Consider the following 20906-nt stretch of genomic DNA (forward strand, 5'->3'; position numbering starts at 1 on the left):
AGGCATTATGCAGTTTGCCGTGGTTCAGCGGATTTTAGGGTTGTTGTTGGCCCTATTTAGTACCGCTATGCTTCCGCCAGTCATAGTGTCCCTGTTTTACCAAGATGGCGCGGGGGCTGAGTTTCTAAGCGCCTTTGTTTTGATACTAGGTATTGGTTTGCTGTGTTGGCTACCGGTACGTAATTATCGGCAGGAGCTGCGGCTGCGTGATGGGTTTATAGTAGTAGTTATGTTCTGGGTGGTTTTAAGCCTTTCTGGAGCTTTACCCCTTTTTTTAACCGCTGAGCCTCGTTTGCCTTTTACTGATGCTGTCTTTGAGTCCGTTTCTGGCCTGACGACTACCGGAGCTACGGTAATTATCGGGCTCGACAACCTGCCTAAATCGGTGTTGTTTTATCGGCAAGAATTACAGTGGCTAGGGGGTATGGGCATTGTGGTTTTAGCGGTAGCTATTTTGCCCATGCTGGGTATTGGTGGCATGCAGCTTTATCGGGCGGAAATTCCGGGCCCCATGAAAACGACCAAGCTTACTCCCCGTATTGCAGAGACGGCTAAAGCCCTGTGGTTGATTTACTTAGGTTTGACGATAGCTTGCGCAACCGCTTATTGGATGGCAGGTATGACCTTGTTCGATGCCGTTGGTCACAGTTTTTCAACAATTGCTATTGGCGGTTTTTCTACCCATGATGCCAGCATGGGCTATTTTAATAGTCCACTTATTGAGATGATCGCGGTATTTTTTATGCTGCTTGCTGGCGTCAATTTTTCCCTCCATTTTCTTGCCTGGCGTCATCGGACGGTAGGCCATTACTGGCAAGATGAGGAATTTCGGACTTATCTATCGGTGCTTGCTGGAGTCGCAGCATTAACTTCCAGTTATCTCTGGCTAGCACATCGTTTCGACAGTCCACTTTTGGCCCTCCAGCACGGTATTTTTCATGCAGTCTCTATTGGTACTACCACCGGATTTACTTCTAGTGACTATTATGGCTGGCCCGGTTTTCTTCCTATTCTGCTATTGATGACCAGTTATATCGGTGGGTGTGCCGCTTCTACCGCTGGTGGTATGAAAGTTATTCGGATTTTATTGCTTTATAAGCAAGGGGCGCGGGAGATAAAGCGGTTGATTCACCCAAGCGCCATTATACCCATCAAAATTGGAAGCAAAAGCTTACCGGATAGGATCGTGGAGGGGGTAGGCGGGTTTATGGCGGTCTATGTGGCCTGTTTTATCGTGATGTATTTGCTGTTGCTAGCGACAGGGTTAGATATGATTACCTCATTTTCGGCGGTGACCGCATGTCTCAATAATTTAGGCCCTGGATTGGGTCAAGTGGGCGCTCATTACGAGGTTATTAATGCCGCCTCTAAATGGGTGTTGTGTTTTGCGATGCTGTTGGGCCGCTTAGAAATTTTTACCCTACTGGTTATTCTGAGCCCAACCTTTTGGCGTCGATAATATTGAAGGAAAAATAAATAGGTAACTACTATTAAAGGGAAAATTCTAGCTTTAAGACTGGAGCTTGCCGTGTAAAGGATGAACCGGTAAAATTTAAAGGTTTATAGAACGAAAATTTGAGAGCATTCCCTATGAGGCAGGATATTCATCCCAAGTACAGCGAAATTACGGTGACTTGTAGCTGCGGTAATAGTTTTAGTACCCGCTCGACTGCAGGTAAGGATTTTCATATAGAAGTTTGTTCTGCTTGCCACCCCTTCTATACTGGTAAGCAGAAGCTATTGGACACTGCGGGTCGGGTAGATAAATTCCGCCAGAGGTACAATTTAAAATCTTAGTAGCCTCATCCCCTATACCGGTTTGTTTAATCCGCCGCGATATCTAGGTGAGCGGCATTATTTAGGTTAATCTCTATTTTTAAAGAGTTCGGGTAGGCGAGTCCGGGGTTCATTTAAATGTCTTTATGCTCACTAAAATAGGTATGATATGCCTCTTCACTTGTTAAATCAGCCAGAGTCACTAGCTCCTAGTGGGGAATTGGAAACGCCTTCTGGAGAACTGGCGAAGGAAACAGAGCAAAAGCCAGCACAGGATTTAATGGCGACTGCCTTAGGCTATCATGCGGAGCCGCGGCCTGGAAAATTGGAGATCAGTATTACCAAGCCTTGCGCGACACAGCAGCAGTTGAGTTTAGCCTATAGCCCTGGAGTTTCTGTACCGGTGGGAGCTATCATAGCTGATCCTGAAGCTGTTTATCGTTATACCGCTAAGGGTAATCTGGTTGCAGTAATCACCGATGGCAGTGCTGTATTAGGGTTGGGAAATACGGGGCCTTTGGCCAGCAAGCCCGTGATGGAAGGCAAAGCGGTTTTGTTTAAGTCTTTCGCCGGGCTGGACGCTATCGATATTGAGGTAGAGGCAGAGTCTCCCGAGGCATTCGTGGATACAGTGGCCCGTATCTCGCCAACTTTCGGTGGAATCAATCTGGAAGATATTGCTGCACCTCACTGTTTTATGATTGAGCAAGCTCTTATTGAGCGCCTGGATATTCCGGTTCTGCATGATGACCAGCATGGTACGGCCATCACAATTGCAGCGGCGCTTCAAAATGCCCTCGAATTGCAAGGAAAAGTTTTATCAGAGATCCGTATCGTTTGTGTAGGTGCTGGGGCAGCTGGGATCGCAACACTTCGGCTGCTAGTTACCCTAGGCTTGGACCAGGAAAACATTTTGCTCGTTGATCGCCAAGGGGTCATTCGTGAAGAGAGCCAAGCGCCACATTCTTATTGCCGTCCTTTTATCTCTTCCTCACCAAGGGGTACCCTTGCAGAAGCAATAGAGGGGGCGGATGTCTTTATTGGCGTAGCGGCTCCTAATCTGTTGACTGTGGAGATGCTAAAATCCATGGCTTCACGTCCTATTGTCTTTGCGCTTTCTAACCCGGATCCGGAGATAGATCCACGTTTAGCCCATGCCACTCGTGATGATTTAATTTTGGCTACGGGTCGCACTGACTATCCTAACCAGGTGAATAATGTCTTAATTTTTCCTTTTCTGTTTCGCGCTGCCCTTAATGTTCGTGCCAGATGTATTAATGATGCAATGAAGCTCGCGGCAGTGCGAGCATTGGTTGAGCTGGCAAAGGAACCCGTTCCGGAACAAGTACTTGAAGCTTATGGCGAAAAAAAACTTGCTTTCGGAGCTAATTACATTCTCCCCAAGCCGCTGGATCCCCGTTTAAGAGAGTTTGTGACGATGGCTATTACTCAGGCAGCCATTGAATCGGGGATAGCACGAATTTAATCCGCAGCTTGGGTCTTTGCCTTCAGTAAAGATTGTACTTTCTTGCGCCCTGCCCGGCGCATGGGTTTTCCATCTATAGGGCTGAGCGGAGCGTGGCGAGTAGCTGCCGGAGGAAATACAGTTAGTTCTACGGCAACTTCTCCCGCTATGAAACGATAAACCGGGAAATTTTGAAATAGTTTAGAGGAAAAGGACAGTTGCTTAGATTTTAATTGGAAGGGAATTCCTGCTTCCGTGAGAAATAATGCAACTTCTTCCTCAGTATCGGCGAAGAGATGGAGGTTAATGTCGGAGTATTCAAAAGCCAGTCCGCTGAGCACTGAGCCAACGAGGTGTGGATTAAAGCGGGAAAAAAAATCCATTGCTTCTAATGCTGTTTGACGTAACCTTTCCACGGTAGCAGGTTGGGATTGTGATTTGAATAAGCGTAAATAGGCACCCACTGCTTGCTCTATTTCTTGGTTAGTAGGCAAATTTTTGGTATCTGCAGCACCTAAAAAGGTGGCTGCCTTGCGTTTAGCTTGGTAGTAATTTTTAATTCCATGTTCGACCATAAACCGAGCCGCCTCTGTAGCGATATATTCCCTCATTTGCTGATCTTTTTTAGGCATAAATTTTAATCCCCTGACTCCTGCTTAAAATAACTGTTCGGCAACGGGGGCATCTATTTTTGCGTTGCCGCCGCTGTTGCCCTCGCTATTTGAGCTAGCGTATCTGGTAGGGGCGTGTCCAGCAATAAAGGTTTCAAAAATAGCATCAGGAGCATTAGAGTCTGCAAGTAAACCTGTTTCTGGATCAATACGTACTGTTACCATGCCTGCAGGTGGAATAAAAGATTTTTCTGGCGTACCATCGAGTACGTTGCCCATATAGTTGATCCACATTGGAAGCGCTACCCGGGCGCCTGTTTCGAAACTTCCTAATGATTCAGGCTGATCAAAACCTACCCAGCAGACAGCAACGAGTTCGGAGTTAAAGCCAGAGAACCAAGCATCGTGTTGATCATTAGTTGTTCCTGTTTTGCCCGCTAGATCATTTCTCTCCAGCTTTTTAGCGCGCCGTCCCGTACCATAACGAATAACATCACGCAGCATGCTATTCATAAGATAGGCATTTTGTGCTGTGATTACCCGAGGGGCTGGACTGAATTGAGTAGATTCGATATTTTGTAGGGTAGCAGTGAGGGTTGGAGTATACGCTTGTGTTTGCTTCGACTTTATTTTTTCGCAGTGTTGGCAAACTTGGGTTGGGTACGCTCGAAAAATAATTTTTCCACTAGCATTCTCAATTCGCTTAATTAGATAAGGCTCGATGAGATAGCCCCCGTTGGCGAAAACGGCAAAACCACGGGCCATCTCTAGCGGAGAAGCGCTGCCGCTACCTAGGGCCAAGGATAAACTTTGGGGTAATTGTTCGGGTTTAAAACCGAAATGTTGTATATATTCGATGGCATAGTCAATGCCTATGGCCCGCAGCAATCGAATAGAGACCAAGTTTCTGGAATGGATCAAGGCTGTTCTAAGACGCGTAGGACCATGAAAACGTCCGCTATAATTTTCCGGTCGCCAGGCATTTTTTGGCCCGCCAGGCTCGTCCAAGACTATAGGGGAGTCATTAATAATACTTGCGGCAGTATAGCCTTTATTGAGGGCAGCGGAATAAAGAAATGGTTTGAAACTAGATCCTGGCTGCCGTTGAGATTGGGTAGCCCGATTAAATTTACTTTCATAAAAATCAAAGCCCCCACTAAGCGCGGTGATGCTTCCATTGTAAGGAGACAGTGACACAATGGCGCCTTCCACGCGGGGTCTTTGTGCTAGCTGCCACCCCCCCTTGGGTAGTGATTCTACCCAAATAAGATCCCCTGCTTTGAGAATATCAGTGGCCTGCTTTGGTTTTTCTCCGACTGTGTTAACGTCGAGGTAGGGTTGGGCCCAAGATAATCCCTCCCAGGTGAGCATAGTCTCACCGTCAGTTTTTGTGTAAATCCGGCTAGTTCGTTCGTCGATCGCTAGAACCAAGGCTGGCACGAGGCCATTGGCTAATCTACGCTGCGAGAGAATCTGCTGATAGAATCTCTCGTCGGCATCTACCGGTAATTCGATATGCTGTTCTGGTCCGCGAAAACCATGTCGTCGATCATAGTCAAGAAGAGCCTTTTGTAAGGCGTCATTTGCAGCCTTCTGATGCTCTGCTTTGATTGTGGTATAAACATTATACCCGCTCGTATAAATATCAGAGCCATACTTTTCAAGCATTTGGCTTCGCGCCATTTCTGCTACGAAAGGGGCATCTAGCTCGATAGGTAATTCATGAAACTTTGCTGTAATGGGCCGATCTATTGCGTCCTGGTAGGTTTCATGATCTATATACCCAACTTCACGCATACGCCGGAGTACATAATTTCTCCGTAGCAGAGCTCGTTTCTGGTTTGCTACCGGATTATAGCGGGAGGGTGCTTTCGGTAAACCAGCGATCATAGCGAGCTGCGGCAACTCAAGTTTATCCAGAGTCGTGCCGTAATATACTTGGGCAGCAGCCGCAACGCCATAAGCACGATTGCCAAGATAAATTTTGTTTAAATAGAGCTCGATGATGTCCTGTTTACTAAGTTCTCGTTCGATCTGAAGGGCAAGCAGTATTTCATTGAGTTTACGTAAGTAAGTTTTTTCTCTGCTTAAGAAAAAATTACGGGCAACTTGCATAGTAATAGTGCTGCCGCCTTGGACTTTTTTGCCTGTTTTTACCAGATATAAGGCGGCGCGGAGGATACCTTGATAATCAACACCCGGGTGCTCATAGAAACGATCATCTTCTGCTGCCAATGTAGCTTTGACCAGGAGATCTGGAAATTGTTCAAAAGCTAGCGGAATACGGCGTTTTTCTCCATATTGAGCAATAAGCTTTTGATCGTGGGAATAAATTCTGAGGGGAACTTGGAGATGAATATTCTTGAGAGATTCGGTAGAAGGTAGCTGAGGTAAAAGATAAAAGTAAGTTCCTACAATAACAATGATACCAAGTGTTGTGGTGGTAAGCAACAAGATCACGATCCAGCGTAGTAAGCGAAGGAGATATGCCATGAAAATTAATAGGTAAGTATGTGGTTTATACCTAAGTAGCAGAGTATACATAGTATAAAACGTATACCCAACTTAAGCTACAACCTTGATGCGGTATTTGAATTCAGCACAAAAAAATATGTGAACGCAGTCCGGTAATTTAGCAAGGATTTTCGTGGAATTCAGGTGAAGTAAAAGAATTGTTTCTGGATAGAGAAAGTATTGACGGGTGCACTTCATGCTTAACTCATTAGATCGTGTTAACAATAATTGGTTGAATTTTAGGGATAACTCCTTGAGTTATTTTTTTCGAAAACCCACTACTTTATTGGGGATAGATATAAGTTCTTCCGCTATTAAATTACTTGAGCTCAGCCGAAGGGGTGAGCGTATTTGTGTAGAAGATTATGCGATTGAAGCTTTGCCGCCTCATACTATCGTTGAGAATAAAATTGAAAATGTAGAAGTGCTGGGTGAGACAATTAAAAGGGCCGTTAAACGTTCGGGAATACGCGCTAAGAAGGCGGCTGCAGCCGTTACTGGATCAGCGGTAATTACTAAGATTATTTCGGTTCCAAACGCTCTTTCGGATAGGGAGTTGGAAAGCCATATTGAGCTAGAGGCAGGGCAATATATCCCCTACCCGCTAGAAGAAGTTAATCTAGACTTCGAAGTACTAGGTCCTTCAGAAAAAGATCCCGAAAGGGTAGATGTATTGCTTGCTGCTTGTCGTAGCGAAAATATTGAATCGCGAGTAGCGGCATTAGAGCTGGCAGGTTTAACAGCGGCAATAATCGATGTCGAAGCCTATGCTATGGAAAAGGTTTTTCCTCTGATCGCAAGTCAGATGCCAAGTCGGGGGAAGGGGCAAACGATCGCTGTTGTCGACGTGGGGGCAACACTAACCACTATTAATGTATTGCATGATTATAAAATCATCTATACCCGAGAGCAGATCTTTGGCGGTAATCAGCTCACGGAAGAAATACAAAGGCGGTATGGCTTGTCCTATGAAGAAGCTAATTTAGCGAAGCGCCAAGGAGGGCTACCAGATAATTATATTCCTGAGATTTTAGATCCTTTCAAAAAATCGATCGCACAGCAAATTAGCCGCGCTTTCCAGTTTTTCTTCTCTTCAACTCAGTATAACGATGTTGATCATGTGATATTAGCAGGTGGATGTGCTTCTATTCCAGGCGTGGATGAACTGATTGAGCATATGGTGGGTACTGCCACTTCAGTGGCCAATCCTTTTGCTGATATGGTGCTGGGATCTCAAGTGGAAGCTAAAGCGCTGCGTAATGATGCTCCCGCTTTAATGACTTCCTGTGGTTTAGCACTTAGGAGTTTCGACTAATGGCCCGTATCAACCTACTGCCCTGGCGAGAAGCTCAGCGCAAGGAACGTGAAAAACAGTTTCATCTTACTTTAGGACTCGCCACTATTCTTGCGGTCGGCACGGTTTTTTATATTAACTCCTATGTTAACGGTCTAATAGAAAGTCAAGCTCAGCGTAATGAATATTTGCAAGGGCAGATAGCTATTGTAGATAAACAAATACGCAAGATTAAGGACCTGGAAAAAGAGAAAAAGAAACTTCTTGCACGCATGGAAATAATCCAGCAGCTTCAGAGTAGCCGTCCTCAAATTGTCCATGTTTTCGATAAGATAGTACGAGCTCTGCCCGATGGTATTTATCTAGAGAGCATAAAACGCCAAGAACATACTAATATGCTAAATGGTGTGGCAACATCAAACGCGCGTGTTTCTGTCCTCATGCGTAATTTAGATGCTTCTCCAGTATTTAAAAATCCTAGGTTAGATGTCATCCAGAGAACGGGTAATAAACAACGATCAACACGTAAATTTACGCTTCGTGTAGATGAAAATCCGCAACTTTCGGATAGCAATGAAGACATGGGAGCGCCGTAATGAATTTGTCAAAATTTAATGAGCTTGATTTCAGCGAGATAGGCGATTGGCCGGCTGTGGCGAAGGCCATTGCAGTGCTATTGATTTTTGCTGCCGTGGTAGGCGGAGGTTATTGGTTTTTTACTAAGGATAAACTTTTGCAGCTCGAGGAGTTTGAGAAAAAGGAACCAGAATTAAAAACCACCTTTGAAGTTAAACAAGCAAAGGCAGAAAATTTAGAATCCTATAAAAAACAAATGGAAGAGATACAACTTTCTTTTGGCAGCATGTTACGGCAGTTACCTAGTAAAACAGAAGTCGCTGATCTGTTAGTCGATATTTCTCAAACAGGGTTATCCAGTGGGTTGGAGTTCGAATTTTTTAAGCCGGGTTCCGAATTACCCGCGGATTTTTATGCTGAACTGCCCATTCAGATTCGGGTTATTGGTAATTACCACCAGTTTGGAGAGTTTGTGAGCAAGGTGGCGGCTCTTCCCCGCATTGTGACTTTACATAATTTTGCTATCGAAAACCAGGATAAGGAGTCGGGAAAGCTGGCTATGGATATTACTGCCAAGACTTACCGTTACTTTAGCGAAGATGAAAATACGACCGCAACAAGGAATTGAAGGCGAAGAAAATAATGAGCTATACGAAGCATATTAAAAGATGGACGATATCGAATCGTCAGATAGGAATTGTAAGTTTGCTTGGTATTTTCTCTGTAATATTATCAGGCTGTAATGATGAAGAGATGATCGATCTGAAGCAATATGTGCAGCAGGTGAAATCTCGTCCTCGGGGGATTATTGAATCCTTACCAGAAATAAGGCCCCATGAAACTTTTACCTATCAAGCAGCGGAACTTCGCAACCCCTTTGTCTCCGCCGTCGTGGATCTTCCACCGGAAGCCATTGTACAGGCTAGTCCCAAGCTTAAGAATACCCTTAAACCTAACCTAAAGCGGCATAAAGAAGCGTTGGAGGAATATGCTATTGATTCTCTCAGGATGGTAGGCATGCTTGAACAGGGGATGGAAATTTGGGCCATTATACGCGCCTCCGATGGAATTTTATACCGTATCAAAAGAGGCAATCATATAGGCCAAAACTATGGAAAAGTTACGCATATTAATGAAGAAAAAATTGAATTCACCGAGATTGTTCCTGATGAACAAGGTGGTTGGTTAACACGCCAAAATATACTGGCATTAGCGGAATAATGATAAGGGGAAGCCAATGAAGCTGGCGCATAAAATCGTTCCATATAATTCGAAGAAAGCGTACAAAGAACGCTGCTTTCTGCCTACCTTAATAGGGTTGCTACTTTTGTGCTGGTTGCCCTGTATAACTTTTGCTGCTACTAAATTGCAGGGTATTGAATACTCATCTCTACCCGGTAAGAGTGTTCAACTTCGGTTGGAGTTCTCGGCGCCTGTTGCTAAGCCTACATTTTTTGCAATTGATGATCCTGCTCGCATCGTATTAGATTTCCCAGGGGTCAAAATTGGTACGGCGCGCCAGTCCCAGGTTATTGGGGCGGGGATGACGCGCAGTGTCACTATGGTGGAGGCAGCTGATCGCACCCGGGTTGTTGTTAATCTAATCCAGAGTGTACCTTTTGAAACTCGCGTAGATAAAAATTTTGTTTATGTTACCGTGAATGGTTCTCCTGCTGGCGCCTCGACTGAAGAGAGTGGTGCTGCTCATACTGGACGGCATTTAATCAAAAATATCGACTTTCGGCGAGGCGAGGCAGGTGAAGGCCGGGTTATTGTCTCCCTCTCAGATACCCAGGCCCCAGTGGATATTCGAGAGGAAGGGAAACGTATTATTGTTGATTTTATGAATACAACGCTACCCAATGAGCTTGAGCGCCGCCTCGATGTTGTGGACTTTGCAACGCCGGTTAAATTCATCGATACTTCTACCAAGAATCAAAACGTCCGTATGGTGATTGCTCCGGCGGATGTTGAACATGAGTATCTTTCTTATCAGTCTGACGATATGCTGGTTGTCGAGCTTAAACCGCTTACTAAAAAGGAAAAGGAGTTAGCTAGGAAAAAAGAATTCGGCTATGTGGGCGAAAAACTATCCTTGAATTTCCAGAGTATTGAAGTTCGATCCGTGCTGCAGTTGATTGCCGATTTTACGGGCCTTAACCTGGTGGCAAGCGATACGGTACAAGGGAGTGTGACGCTGCGGCTTAAAAATGTACCCTGGGATCAAGCCCTGGATATTATTTTGAAAACCAAAGGACTGGCTATGCGCCGTATGGGTAATGTTGTTTTGGTCGCACCGAGCGAAGAGATTGCCGCCCGTGAAAAGCTGGAACTGGAGACCAGAAAACAGGTGGAAGAACTAGCACCCCTAGGCTCTGAGTTTATTCAGGTTAACTTTGCCAAGGCCAGCAATCTTGCTGCGCTTATTCAGTCTGAGGAAAACTCCCTTTTGTCAGCACGAGGCCATGCGACGTTTGATGAACGGACCAATACTCTATTGGTTATGGATACGGCAGATAGGCTTGCTGCGCTTCGAAAGCTGGTTGCTAGCTTGGATATTCCGGTACGGCAGGTACTGATTGAATCTCGCGTGGTTATTGCAAGTAGTGATTTTAGTAGAGAATTAGGCGTTCGTTTTGGTTTGAGTAAACAAGATAAGGTTGGCGGGGCTTTTGATCAGGTCACGACTTCAGGTTCGTTGAATGGTACGACTCAGATTATCAATCAGGAAACCCTGGAGCTTCAAGATCGACTAAATGTTAATTTTCCGGTGACTAAGAAGGACGCAGCAAAGATTGCCCTTGCTTTGACGAATCTGCCTCTAGGCGCTTTACTGGAATTAGAGCTCTCCGCGCTTCAGGCGGAAGGACGTGGCGAAGTAATTTCCAACCCGCGGGTGATTACCTCTAATCAAAAAGAAGCCATAATTGAACAGGGTACCGAAATTCCCTATCAGCGGGCTTCCTCTAGCGGGGCTACCTCTGTATCTTTTAAAAAGGCGGTACTCAGCTTAAAGGTGACTCCTCAAATTACTCCTGATGACAGGATCATTATGGATCTCGGTGTCACTAAGGATAGCGTAGGCAAAGTGTTTGCCGGGGTGCCCAGTATTAATACCCGTGAGGTTTCCACTCAGGTGTTGGTAAATAACGGCCAAACCGTTGTGCTCGGCGGAATTTACGAGCAAGAGAAAAATCGAGCGGTCCGGCGGATACCTTTTCTTGGGGATTTACCCTATGCGGGAATCCTGTTTCGCGATAAAACAGAGTTTAACAACAAAAGAGAGCTTCTTATATTTGTGACTCCCAAGATTATCAAGGAGGGAGCAAGATTGTAATTTGCTGGAAATTTTGATGTTTAAATGAAAAAGCCGGATTTTTGTAAAAATCCGGCTTTTTCGTTTTTACCGTTGCTACGGTACAATGACTAACTCGGTTGTTATGTTTTTTACTAAAAAAGCGCTTAGGGTGGGGAGCGTTAGTTTCTCTACAAAATATCCCGATAAATTTTTGCCTTGGGCTCGGTATCGCTTTATACGAGCAGCCTATTTCACAGGCATATGGTTATTTCCATGGAAAGAGGGACGGTTCCTGCGAGCGGTGGCGCCGCGCCGGAAGGTAAACCCCTCTAAACAGGGGTGAAAAGAAGGGCTTTATTAAACGGTCATGTTTAATTTTAATATTTTCCTAGTGGGTCCCATGGGGTCCGGTAAAACGACCATTGGCCGGTATCTAGCTAGGATAACGGGTAAAAAATTCTATGATAGCGATCGTGAGATTGAATCCCGTACCGGAGTCAGCATTCCCGTTATTTTTGAGATTGAGGGGGAAAGCGGTTTTCGCCAACGCGAATGCAAGATTATTGCTGAGCTTGTCCAGCTCAGCAATATTGTCTTGGCGACCGGAGGAGGGGCTGTGCTTGCCGCCGAGAATCGGCGGGAATTATCTCAGCGGGGAACCGTCGTTTATTTATATGCGTCGCCAAGGCAACTGTATCGCCGCACCTCCCATGATAATAATCGCCCTTTATTGCAGACAGAAAAGCCGTTAGAACGCTTGAAGAGCTTGCTTAAGGAACGTGATCCCCTCTATCGGGAAGTAGCGGATGTTATCATTAAGACCGGTAAGCAGCCTGTTAAGGCAGTTGCTAATGAGGTACTCCGGCAACTTAAACGGTATGAAAGCGGTGCTCCCCAGAGAAAACCTTTCATGCACGTTAAAAGTAAAGGGGCTTGATAAAACTAGCTTTAGCTTTTTTATGGCTATGGAGCTTAGTCGTTTTATGATTACAGTACAAGTCGATCTTCAAGAGCGCAGTTATCCTATCTATATTGGTAGCGGCCTGCTAAAAGAAAATTCCCTTTTGGCAAAACATATCGTGGGATCTGAAGTCATGGTGGTCACTAATGAGACAGTGGCTCCCTTGTATTTAGAAAAGCTCTTGAAGAGCCTCAACGATTATCGATGTGCCGAAATTATTTTACCTGATGGCGAGCAGCATAAGACTTTGGCAGTGCTGCAGCAAATCTTTGATGATCTGCTTAAAATACCCTTCTCCCGGCATTGCACGGTGATCGCACTGGGTGGGGGAGTGATCGGTGATATGGCGGGTTTTGCCGCTGCTTGTTATCAGCGGGGAGTTGCTTATATTCAGATTCCTACCACCCTGTTAGCGCAGGTAGATTCCTCTGTTGGGGGAAAAACGGCGGTGAATCATCCTCTGGGCAAAAATATGATCGGAGCCTTTTACCAACCTCGTTGCGTTTTGGCGGATACGGATACCCTCGATACCCTTGATGAGCGGCAGCTGCGGGCGGGATTGGCTGAAGTCATAAAATACGGCCTCATCAGGGACATCGAATTCTTTACCTGGTTAGAGGAACATGTCAGTCAGGTGTTAGCGCGAGAGCCTTCGGCATTGATCCATGCCCTTGAACGATCTTGCCGTAATAAAGCCGAGATAGTCGCGGCGGATGAACGGGAATCAGGGGTGCGGGCGATTCTCAATCTAGGCCATACTTTTGGCCATGCCATTGAAACAGGGCTGGGCTATGGTAGCTGGTTACATGGCGAGGCCGTTGCGGCGGGGATGGCGATGGCGGCGGATTTATCGCGGCGGTTGGGATGGCTATCGGCCGCGGACGTAGGCCGAGTGCTCAATTTATTGGAGCAGGCGGGGCTTCCCCGGCATCCTCCCCAAGCCATCGATAAGGCTCGTTTCCTGGAATTGATGGCGGTAGATAAAAAAGTCATTGATGGATGCTTGCGCCTGGTCTTACTAAGACAGCTAGGGCAAGCTGTTGTGACCGATAGTTTTGATTCTGATTTGCTCGAAGCCACGATAGCTAAGGCCCCGTTTGATTAAAACTTGCTTGACCCTCCTATAAAAACAGGCTCCTTGGAGATAACTTATAAGTCCGCCTTACGCTCACCGGGTGCTTAGTTAGGCAGAGTTATTAATCGGGAAAGATACGGGTTCCCATATTAACGACGTTTTTCAGAGCTATTTGCGGGTAATTATCAGCGGTAATGCAATAACAAGGAACGGTAATAGAGTGAAGAAAATGAGGGAAAGCGGCGTCAACGATTCCCCGGGTGACAAGGGAATGGACGCTAATAACCGGTTCGGATAGCTGCACTTTTTTGATCAAGACTAGCCGGCTGGCTTTTAGCTTGCCGCTAAGCCAAACTGCCAGACTGTCAGAGGTCACCTCCCAATTCTTTGGAATCTCGGGCTGGTCTAATAATTCGGTTGCGGGCAGCCAGATGGGGGTTTGCCGCCGGCTTAGTATTGCTTTAATTTCTTTACGGCTAGCGGCGAGACAAAGCCTGGGTTCCAGGCCCTGCAGTAAATAACCGAACTGCTCCATGGCAAGTAAGGCCATGGCATGGGCGCAGGGATCGGATATTTCCCAACGGTTTTGAGCGTGACGTACTTGGTCAGCGAAGGGTCCGCCGCCTGGTACAATCACGGCTTTTCCTGCCTCCAAGGTGGCGAGCTGATGAAGCCAGCCAGGGAGGCAGTGGCTTTCATAGAGGCTGCCGCCAAGTTTAATCACCCACATTTATGGAACGCTATTAGATGCTGGAGTAGTATATTCACCCAAAGCCCGTAAAATAGCTGCCGCTTTATCTAGGGTTTCCTGGTATTCAACTTCTGCCACCGAGTCGGCAACGATTCCTCCGCCTGCCCAGAAGCGCAAATAGTTTTGGTTGTAAACCAGGGTGCGGATAGCAATGCTGGTATCCATATTGCCATCAAAACCAATGTAGCCCAAGCTACCGCAATAGACTCCACGGCGGTGGGGTTCTAATTCCTCGATGATTTCCATGGCGCGTACTTTGGGAGCACCAGTAACAGACCCCCCAGGAAAGCAAGCCTGGAGTAAATCAATGGAGTCTTGTCCAGGGGTAAGCCGGCCGCGTATGGTGCTTACTAGGTGGTGGACGGTAGCAAAGGACTCGATGGCACAGAGTCTGGGAACATGGATTGCGCCTGGGAGGCATACCCGGCCTAGATCGTTGCGCAGAAGATCAACGATCATCACATTTTCCGCCCGATCTTTAGGGCTGTTTTGAAGTTCCAGGGCAAGCTTCCGATCCGCTATCGGATCGGGATTTCGGGGCCGGGTGCCCTTGATAGGATGACTTTCCACTCCGCCTGCGTTGGTGCGTAAGAATCGTTCTGGCGAGGTGCTTAGCACGGCCCCTTCGGGGATAGTGAAGTAGGCGCTGAAGGGAGCAGCATTGAGCAGGCGTAAGCGACGATAGAGCGCCCAGGGATCGCCTTGGGCAAGGGCCTCAAAACGTTGTGCCAAGTTGACCTGATAGCAATCTCCCTCGCGAATATAATGTTGGATACTTGTAAACGCCTGTTGATAGTCCTTCTGCTTCAGATTGGACTCGATTGGTTCCCATAAGCGAAAAGTCGTTTGCGATGGTGGTGAGTCATGACACTGGCTAAGATGGGATTGTAGGGCTTCCCATCGTCCCCAAGTACGATAATCATAGCCCTGCCCTACTAACAGGCTGCGCTGCTGACGGTGGTCAACGACAATAACCCAATCATAAAGTCCAATCGCCATCTCTGGCATGCCTTCGATATCAAGTGCAAGGGTGGGTAACTGCTCTATACGCCGTCCTAGATCATAGCCAAAATAACCCATGGCGCCACCAGTTAAAGGGAGTTCGGGAAAAATAGAGGAGGTATTGCGAGTGTAGCGGCGAAGTTCGGACTGCAACAGGGTAAAGGGGTTTTCAAAGCTTGAAAAACTCTCATGGCGTTTGCGGATGGTGGTCTCAGATCCCCAGCAGCTGAAAGTCATGAAGGGATCTGCCGCAAGGATGTCGAACCGCCCCGATTGATTGGCAGGCCAGCCACTGTCCAAAAATATGGCCCAGGGTTCCTGTCGGATTGCCTCGAAAAGGGGAGTCGAATCTTCGGAATAGGGCAGTTCCGCGTAGCGGGGTGAGTGCTTCATTTTAAGCTAGTGGATTTTATCTCGCAGTTGCTCCCAGGCAAGCCGGGCAAGGGCAGCGGCTGGGGCGTGATCAGCACTCATGGGAATGCGCGGGCGAATATCTAAGGCTTCGGAAAAATCGGCATAGGGCCGGCGAAGCCGCCGGGCACATTCAGCAACGAGGAAACGCCCTATCCCCGCGCCGATTAGGGGAGCCTCTGGGGAAATATCTACTCGCGAAAGTACCTGAAAAACCGCGTCAGTAAGCTGCTGGCATTGTTGCTCGGCAAAATAGGCTGCTAGTCCTTGCCAGGTTTGCAGCGGCCAATGCTTGCTATCCGCCCCCACCATTCGAGCTAGGCGTCGGGCACAATCTCGTGGCTGTTTGCCCCGATTATCAGCGCTTGGATGAAGATCGTCACTTGGGGAGAGTCGGCCCAATAGATGGTAAACATCAGCCGTGGTTGCAAACCATTCCGCCGCTAGCCGTACCCACTGTCCCTCTAGGGGAGCCCGTCGTGCCAAGGCTATGAGGGGGGTGCGGGTTACCCCACTATAAAGTAACTCACCGCTTGCGAGGCGCTCCTGATCATTTCTGCCTCGAGGGCATGGAATGCTATTCTTACAGGGAATAAGGTCACTCGTAGTGCTGCCAATGTCCAGGAACAGCCCCTCCTTCCAGTGGCGCGCGGCTAGCTGGCTAGTGGCGAGATAGTTAGCGGAGGCGATAGCCTCAGTATATTTTGCTGCCTGTTCCAGGGAAATAAATCCCTGGGTTCCAGCAAACACATATATCGGTATATTCTGAAAGTGCTGGGAAGCGTACTCCAGTATTTTGATAACCCCCTCATCCCGGTCGTTAAACAAATCGGCCAGTTCTCCTGTCATGGTAATTGCGGCTAAACAATCCTTGTTTTTAAGTTCAAGCTGCATCTGACTAAAAGCTTGTTGTAACTTTTCTAGGCCCTGCCATAAGGGGCAGGGTAGCTGGAGGCAGGCTGCAATTCGGCCTTGAGAATCAGCCAGCGCGGCTTTGAGATGGGCGCCGCCGATGTCCCAGCCGCTAATGGCGAGTGGCTTGGATGGCATCTCCTTCCTCCGTTGCAACGGTCACCTTTTGACAGGGGCGAGGCGGTAATTCCACGGCTTTCATCCCTTTATTAAGCAGAGTAAGCAGCCAGGTAGCCGGATTTATTTCGTAAACTTCCCGCAGCCCTATATAGCTTGTTGTTAAGCGAGGATTGATTTCCATGATTATGGGTTGTGGACTCAGGACTAGATCTACACCAATGAAACCCCATAAACCAGGGAGGGCCGTGGCAATTATATCGGCAATTTCCTGGAAGGAGGGGGAATGGGCATCTTGGGAGTTTACCCCATTTACCGTAATCCCGGTCAGGTGGATTGCCCCTCCGGTAACCCGAAGCCATTGGCGATTCCCGCATAATAAGTGGGCTTCACCATCAGCACAAAGCAGACAAAGACTGGCGGCCATTCCTCGAATATAGGGTTGGACGATTTGCTTTTCCCAAACCCCCAGCGCTCTTTGCTGTTTCCAGGCATGCAGTGTGGCTGCATTTTCAAAATATAAAAGATCAGTACATCCCGCGCCATCATCTGGCTTGCAGATCAAGGCGCTCTCCGTGAAAGTATCAGGTTGCCAGTCCTTGAGCCAAACCGTGGGTACAGTGGCCAGTCCCGCCGCCGCTAAATGTCTGGCTGTCCGGGTTTTGCTGGTTACAATAGCGGTAGCCTCGGGGCGGCAGCCGAGTAAACGTTTGCCCGCCTTGAGCACCCAGGACTGGATCTCAGCCAATAAGCTATCGCTCTCGGGGGCAATGGGCAAGACCCCATCGACATCGTCTAAGGAAATGAGCCAGCAACGGCGAAAATCATTCAAGTTGCGAATATAATGGCAGCGGTGAACGTAAGGGGGCGTATCTAGGCGAAAATCTCGGAGAATCACGGACTGTACGCCTTGCGTTCTTGCTAAATCATAAAGTAAGGCTTGCAGTATGGCATCGCCTTCCCTGGCCAAGTGGCTGGGTAAGGATTCTGTACAGAACGCGCCGCTGGTAATATGTTCGTAGACGAGGATTTTCATTGTTCAGTGCCATTTTGAGTGGATATTTATTGTAAGAAGGATTTATAAAATGCAGCTCCTTCCGGTGCTTGATTTATGGGGTGGGGTCGTCGTTCATGCTAGGGGCGGGCAACGGGATGACTACTTGCCTTTAGCTTCCCCCTTAGCGCCCAATTCTTCGCCTTTACAGGTAGTGGCCGGATTGCTGCAATGGTGCCGCTTCCAGCAATTATATATTGCTGATTTAAACGCTATTATGGGGGATGGCAATAATCATTTCATGATAGCCGCTATTGCGCAAAGTTATCCTGATTTAGAATTATGGGTAGATGGGGGAACCGCCTGCCATGAAGCGGTCGCCCAGTTATTTGCGCTCGGGGTTGCCCGGCCCGTGGTAGGAACGGAAACCCTGCCTGATTTGGAAGCCTGGCAAGCGTTGCAAAGCGCGTGGCCGGAACGGCTAGCACTCTCTCTGGACCACCGGCGGGGAGCATTTCTTGGCCCCGCAGGATTGGATCGGCAACCAGAATTGTGGCCGGGGACCGTCATTGCCATGAGTCTGGATCAAGTAGGAAGCCAGCAAGGGCCGGATTGGCCCCTATTGGAACGGTTAAGGCAAAGATCTCTCCGCAAGGGAATGTCTTTGTTGGCAGCAGGGGGAGTCCGTTGCTTGGAGGATTTGAAGCAGCTCGCAGCATGGGGGGTCGAAGGGGTATTGTTGGCGAGCGCCTTGCATGATGGTAGCTTAAGTCCCGCGGAATTGCGGCAAATGTTATAAGCACCTGTTTAATCTCACTTAAGGTAACAGTGGTTCTTTTATTTCCGCAAAGGGAGATGTGGATGGACGAGGTAGAGGGGACAGCTGCCTCATCTATACCCCGGTGCTTACTTAGGAGTTCTATAATATGTTTTGCGTTTCCGGTGGCGGAGGGGTTTCTTCCTTCATGGACAGATCGTCATAGTAAAAACGTTTGAAACGCTTTATTACAGCTAATGATATCTGATCTTCGGTACGAACGGCAGATGTGACTTCCATTCCAGCATTGCGCAAGACTGTTGCATATGCATTTATTGTATTCTCGGCTTTGCTTGAATCTCCAGCAAACCCAGCGGGTAGTAAGCCGAGCAAATTCACATTGTAAGATGCATCATCTTTGATTTCAGCATCAGGAATTATTTCAACGTATATCCCCATAAGCTGTTCGTTGCTTTTTTTTACTTTACTTCTAAGTTTGTCCTTGGGGTCTGCGGCTCTAATTCGATTATTAAATGTTGTGGGCAGGGCTGGGCGAGAATACCTAGCTGCCAGCCAGGCAACGTAGCTTTTTAACTGCCTGTCTTCTAAAAGACTATCTGAATCAGGCTGTAAGCCTACAAGATTTTCCTTTAGGATGGCAGTCTTTTCAAAAGCCCTTAGCTCAAGGCATTCTTCAGTAGACACATTCTCATCGTTGGTTCGGCATATGATGTGCGTATGAAGAGTCCGAGGATTCTTGTTATGGGTTAAATGTCCCTTGGGTACTTCAATCTTCCTGGCAACTGACAGCTCAATATATGGATCTGTGTCAATATTGTTATTCGCTATATCGCATGACTGAGATGCTACTAAGAGCACCAGATTCTCCGTAAAAGATATATTATCTATAATGTCGATCAGTTGTTGAATATCCGCGGCGCTAACAACGGAACCTTGTCTCCAGCCGGCTTCTTCAAGTTGACTTCCAATCAAAGCTTGCACAGGCTCTATTTTACTTAAGCAAACGGATCTGAAAGCTCGTTTTTTGTGGGAGATGACATATTCAATCTTGAACCAGCAAAAAGAATACGTTCTTTATCAATTTTCGGCTGGCTTAAAAGATCAAATACACTTTGGTTGCCAAGCACGGGCTCATGTAGTTGCTCTTGATCAGCAGTAAAACCAGAACTAAGCCATGCTCTTGCAGTGACTAATAGATCAAAAATTCTGCTCATTGCAGATTTCCTAGGATTAGCCTCCTCATTGATCCAGTTATAAAGGGTCTTCCTACTCTGGACCTTACATACCCGCGCCAATTCTTCTTTGGTCAACCCAAACGCCAGGCAGATTTCATTTACTGCAGTTGCTAATTTATTTTGAAGTGCCACATGTACTTGAGTATTAGCGCCGCTGGGAGACATACTAAGCCGACTTGCAACCACACCGCCGGAACCTTGGTATAAAGAGAATACCTGGTTAAGCCCGTCGCCTTCTGGAAGCACCAAATGAATAGCCGGAGGATTGGTGTAATGGCTAAATGCTCCTGAGGCGTAATGTGTGTCAACCGGGAGATCCGTTGCCATCAGGCCCATTTCTGATTCCTCGCATAGTCTGTGGTTACTTTCCAAAACGCTTCCCTGGATGTTTCGTGCAAGGTAGCCAATCTTTCTATTACATCGTTTGTCTTAAAGCTAGCAGCTTCATCTTTCGCTTCCCAGTAGTGGTCAAAATCAAGAATAATCCGTTCGCTTGGTGTCGCGTCTGCGCTGATGGATATCGGCAAACCCTGAACATCAGGAAGGCAAGAGAGGTTGTGCTTGCCGTACAGGGTTCTTATTGCAAGCCCGCCCATGTCTGTACGTAAAAATGTATCGGTACTGTGTTGCCGGGCTACCCCAAGAGATTCTATACAGCTCGGCAATCCAAAATGCTCATTGACTAACTCGGTAATTTCCTCACCATCATCAATAGTTATCAGATCGCTGTATCTAAGCCCAATACGCAAAATCAAGCTTGGCTCGACAATATCCACCAAAGTCTCAATTGCTTGTTTGCAGGCGGCGGAAAAACCGTCAAATCTTGGGTATTCCGCCGTGATATAGACAAGACGCTCCTGGTTGATTTCGATAGCACTTTTCTTGTCTGCTGAAATGAACGCCCACCGATTTACGGTCGAAACGGCGATGCCGCCAGGCTGCACTTGGACTGTTTGTTCGCTTTGTGTTTTTTCTATTGGGTACTGTTTTCGTAATGCTTCTTGAATCTTGGGTATGTATTCGGCGATCTGCATTACAGGTGAGAAGCGGAATTCGGCAAGAACGAATTTAAGTGGTTGATTTTCTAGCTTTTTATAGCCGTCCACACCTATTCCTCCTCAGGCATTTGTTAAGCG

The 20906-nt window shown here is 47.2% G+C and carries 20 protein-coding genes; 11 read left to right on the forward strand and 9 right to left on the reverse strand.

Annotated features, from left to right (window positions below; translation table 11 throughout):
* The first annotated feature begins 7 nt into the window (after positions 1-7).
* The 3 genes from NWAT_RS01680 (at position 8) to NWAT_RS01685 (ending at position 3262) form a co-directional block, all read left to right on the forward strand.
* Positions 8-1459 (forward strand): TrkH family potassium uptake protein, encoded by a 1452-nt coding sequence (locus NWAT_RS01680; RefSeq protein WP_013219421.1) that lies wholly within the window; start codon positions 8-10, stop codon positions 1457-1459.
* Between the two features lie 131 nt (positions 1460-1590).
* A complete protein-coding gene (rpmE, locus tag NWAT_RS15855; protein WP_011330273.1) occupies positions 1591-1797 on the forward strand; it encodes a 50S ribosomal protein L31 in 207 nt (68 codons plus the stop codon).
* Positions 1798-2056: 259 nt separating this feature from the next.
* A complete protein-coding gene (locus NWAT_RS01685; protein WP_041350834.1) occupies positions 2057-3262 on the forward strand; it encodes a malic enzyme-like NAD(P)-binding protein in 1206 nt (401 codons plus the stop codon).
* Here NWAT_RS01685 and NWAT_RS01690 read toward each other — a convergent pair.
* Positions 3259-3873 (reverse strand): hypothetical protein, encoded by a 615-nt coding sequence (locus NWAT_RS01690; RefSeq protein WP_013219423.1) that lies wholly within the window; start codon positions 3871-3873, stop codon positions 3259-3261. The two genes, NWAT_RS01685 and NWAT_RS01690, sit on opposite strands and share 4 nt — an antisense overlap.
* A 24-nt stretch (positions 3874-3897) precedes the next feature.
* Complete coding sequence (locus NWAT_RS01695) at positions 3898-6345, reverse strand: penicillin-binding protein 1A (protein WP_013219424.1); 2448 nt, start codon at positions 6343-6345, stop codon at positions 3898-3900.
* A gap of 217 nt (positions 6346-6562) precedes the next feature.
* Here NWAT_RS01695 and NWAT_RS01700 point away from each other — a divergent pair, with 217 nt between their 5' ends.
* From NWAT_RS01700 to aroB, 7 genes are all read left to right on the forward strand, one after another.
* Entirely contained in the window at positions 6563-7681 is a 1119-nt protein-coding gene (locus NWAT_RS01700; RefSeq protein WP_013219425.1) for a pilus assembly protein PilM, read from the forward strand.
* The gene (locus NWAT_RS01705) at positions 7681-8256 is read left to right on the forward strand and encodes a PilN domain-containing protein (RefSeq protein WP_013219426.1); all 576 of its coding nucleotides are present in this window, start codon (positions 7681-7683) and stop codon (positions 8254-8256) included. The genes NWAT_RS01700 and NWAT_RS01705 overlap by 1 nt, the downstream gene beginning before the upstream one ends.
* On the forward strand, positions 8256-8864 hold the full coding sequence (locus NWAT_RS01710) for a type IV pilus inner membrane component PilO (RefSeq protein WP_013219427.1): 609 nt from the start codon (positions 8256-8258) through the stop codon (positions 8862-8864). Before NWAT_RS01705 ends, NWAT_RS01710 begins: the two co-directional genes overlap by 1 nt.
* Positions 8861-9457, forward strand: coding sequence for a pilus assembly protein PilP (locus NWAT_RS01715; protein ID WP_232420177.1), 597 nt, complete (start codon positions 8861-8863; stop codon positions 9455-9457). The genes NWAT_RS01710 and NWAT_RS01715 overlap by 4 nt, the downstream gene beginning before the upstream one ends.
* Positions 9458-9473: 16 nt before the next feature.
* Positions 9474-11573: a type IV pilus secretin PilQ gene (gene pilQ / locus NWAT_RS01720; RefSeq protein ID WP_013219429.1), complete on the forward strand. Its 2100-nt coding sequence runs from the start codon at positions 9474-9476 to the stop codon at positions 11571-11573.
* 328 nt (positions 11574-11901) lie between these two features.
* The gene (aroK, locus tag NWAT_RS01725; RefSeq protein WP_013219430.1) at positions 11902-12471 is read left to right on the forward strand and encodes a shikimate kinase AroK; all 570 of its coding nucleotides are present in this window, start codon (positions 11902-11904) and stop codon (positions 12469-12471) included.
* Positions 12472-12517: 46 nt separating this feature from the next.
* Complete coding sequence (gene aroB / locus NWAT_RS01730) at positions 12518-13600, forward strand: 3-dehydroquinate synthase (protein WP_041350836.1); 1083 nt, start codon at positions 12518-12520, stop codon at positions 13598-13600.
* 91 nt (positions 13601-13691) lie between these two features.
* On the opposite strand, the gene NWAT_RS01735 is transcribed toward aroB, so the two are convergent.
* From NWAT_RS01735 to NWAT_RS01750, 4 genes are read right to left on the reverse strand one after another with little or no spacing between them, the layout of a single operon-like run.
* The gene (locus NWAT_RS01735) at positions 13692-14300 is read right to left on the reverse strand and encodes an amino acid kinase family protein (RefSeq protein ID WP_013219432.1); all 609 of its coding nucleotides are present in this window, start codon (positions 14298-14300) and stop codon (positions 13692-13694) included.
* Positions 14301-15716, reverse strand: coding sequence for an aminodeoxychorismate synthase component I (pabB, locus tag NWAT_RS01740; protein ID WP_013219433.1), 1416 nt, complete (start codon positions 15714-15716; stop codon positions 14301-14303).
* A 6-nt stretch (positions 15717-15722) separates the two neighbouring features.
* A complete protein-coding gene (locus NWAT_RS01745) occupies positions 15723-16784 on the reverse strand; it encodes a hydantoinase/oxoprolinase family protein (protein WP_013219434.1) in 1062 nt (353 codons plus the stop codon).
* Complete coding sequence (locus tag NWAT_RS01750) at positions 16759-17799, reverse strand: ATP-grasp domain-containing protein (RefSeq protein ID WP_013219435.1); 1041 nt, start codon at positions 17797-17799, stop codon at positions 16759-16761. Before NWAT_RS01750 ends, NWAT_RS01745 begins: the two co-directional genes overlap by 26 nt.
* Before the next feature lie 49 nt (positions 17800-17848).
* Between NWAT_RS01750 and NWAT_RS01755 the strand changes: the two genes are divergently transcribed.
* Positions 17849-18556 carry a HisA/HisF-related TIM barrel protein gene (locus NWAT_RS01755; RefSeq protein ID WP_013219436.1) on the forward strand — a complete coding sequence of 236 codons (708 nt, stop codon included), beginning with the start codon at positions 17849-17851 and terminating at the stop codon, positions 18554-18556.
* Positions 18557-18676: 120 nt separating this feature from the next.
* Here NWAT_RS01755 and NWAT_RS01760 read toward each other — a convergent pair whose 3' ends face one another.
* The 3 genes from NWAT_RS01760 to NWAT_RS01770 are packed head-to-tail and all read right to left on the reverse strand — an operon-like array spanning position 18677 to position 20876.
* The gene (locus tag NWAT_RS01760) at positions 18677-19516 is read right to left on the reverse strand and encodes a hypothetical protein (RefSeq protein WP_013219437.1); all 840 of its coding nucleotides are present in this window, start codon (positions 19514-19516) and stop codon (positions 18677-18679) included.
* A 14-nt stretch (positions 19517-19530) separates the two neighbouring features.
* Complete coding sequence (locus NWAT_RS01765; RefSeq protein ID WP_157679778.1) at positions 19531-20097, reverse strand: helix-turn-helix domain-containing protein; 567 nt, start codon at positions 20095-20097, stop codon at positions 19531-19533.
* The gene (locus NWAT_RS01770; RefSeq protein WP_013219439.1) at positions 20097-20876 is read right to left on the reverse strand and encodes a TIGR04255 family protein; all 780 of its coding nucleotides are present in this window, start codon (positions 20874-20876) and stop codon (positions 20097-20099) included. The genes NWAT_RS01765 and NWAT_RS01770 overlap by 1 nt, the downstream gene beginning before the upstream one ends.
* Between the last annotated feature and the right edge of the window lie 30 nt (positions 20877-20906).

The organism is Nitrosococcus watsonii C-113 (assembly GCF_000143085.1).
GTDB classification, from domain to species: domain Bacteria; phylum Pseudomonadota; class Gammaproteobacteria; order Nitrosococcales; family Nitrosococcaceae; genus Nitrosococcus; species Nitrosococcus watsonii.

Bases quoted from the DNA above. Each gene is read 5' to 3' on its own strand.
- NWAT_RS01680 (WP_013219421.1), top strand. From the start codon at position 8: ATGCAGTTTGCCGTGGTTCAGCGGATTTTAGGGTTGTTGTTGGCCCTA.
- rpmE (WP_011330273.1), top strand. From the start codon at position 1,591: ATGAGGCAGGATATTCATCCCAAGTACAGCGAAATTACGGTGACTTGT.
- NWAT_RS01685 (WP_041350834.1), top strand. From the start codon at position 2,057: ATGGCGACTGCCTTAGGCTATCATGCGGAGCCGCGGCCTGGAAAATTG.
- NWAT_RS01690 (WP_013219423.1), bottom strand. From the start codon at position 3,873: ATGCCTAAAAAAGATCAGCAAATGAGGGAATATATCGCTACAGAGGCG.
- NWAT_RS01695 (WP_013219424.1), bottom strand. From the start codon at position 6,345: ATGGCATATCTCCTTCGCTTACTACGCTGGATCGTGATCTTGTTGCTT.
- NWAT_RS01700 (WP_013219425.1), top strand. From the start codon at position 6,563: ATGCTTAACTCATTAGATCGTGTTAACAATAATTGGTTGAATTTTAGG.
- NWAT_RS01705 (WP_013219426.1), top strand. From the start codon at position 7,681: ATGGCCCGTATCAACCTACTGCCCTGGCGAGAAGCTCAGCGCAAGGAA.
- NWAT_RS01710 (WP_013219427.1), top strand. From the start codon at position 8,256: ATGAATTTGTCAAAATTTAATGAGCTTGATTTCAGCGAGATAGGCGAT.
- pilQ (WP_013219429.1), top strand. From the start codon at position 9,474: ATGAAGCTGGCGCATAAAATCGTTCCATATAATTCGAAGAAAGCGTAC.
- aroK (WP_013219430.1), top strand. From the start codon at position 11,902: ATGTTTAATTTTAATATTTTCCTAGTGGGTCCCATGGGGTCCGGTAAA.
- aroB (WP_041350836.1), top strand. From the start codon at position 12,518: ATGATTACAGTACAAGTCGATCTTCAAGAGCGCAGTTATCCTATCTAT.
- NWAT_RS01735 (WP_013219432.1), bottom strand. From the start codon at position 14,300: ATGTGGGTGATTAAACTTGGCGGCAGCCTCTATGAAAGCCACTGCCTC.
- pabB (WP_013219433.1), bottom strand. From the start codon at position 15,716: ATGAAGCACTCACCCCGCTACGCGGAACTGCCCTATTCCGAAGATTCG.
- NWAT_RS01745 (WP_013219434.1), bottom strand. From the start codon at position 16,784: ATGCCATCCAAGCCACTCGCCATTAGCGGCTGGGACATCGGCGGCGCC.
- NWAT_RS01750 (WP_013219435.1), bottom strand. From the start codon at position 17,799: ATGAAAATCCTCGTCTACGAACATATTACCAGCGGCGCGTTCTGTACA.
- NWAT_RS01755 (WP_013219436.1), top strand. From the start codon at position 17,849: ATGCAGCTCCTTCCGGTGCTTGATTTATGGGGTGGGGTCGTCGTTCAT.
- NWAT_RS01765 (WP_157679778.1), bottom strand. From the start codon at position 20,097: ATGGCAACGGATCTCCCGGTTGACACACATTACGCCTCAGGAGCATTT.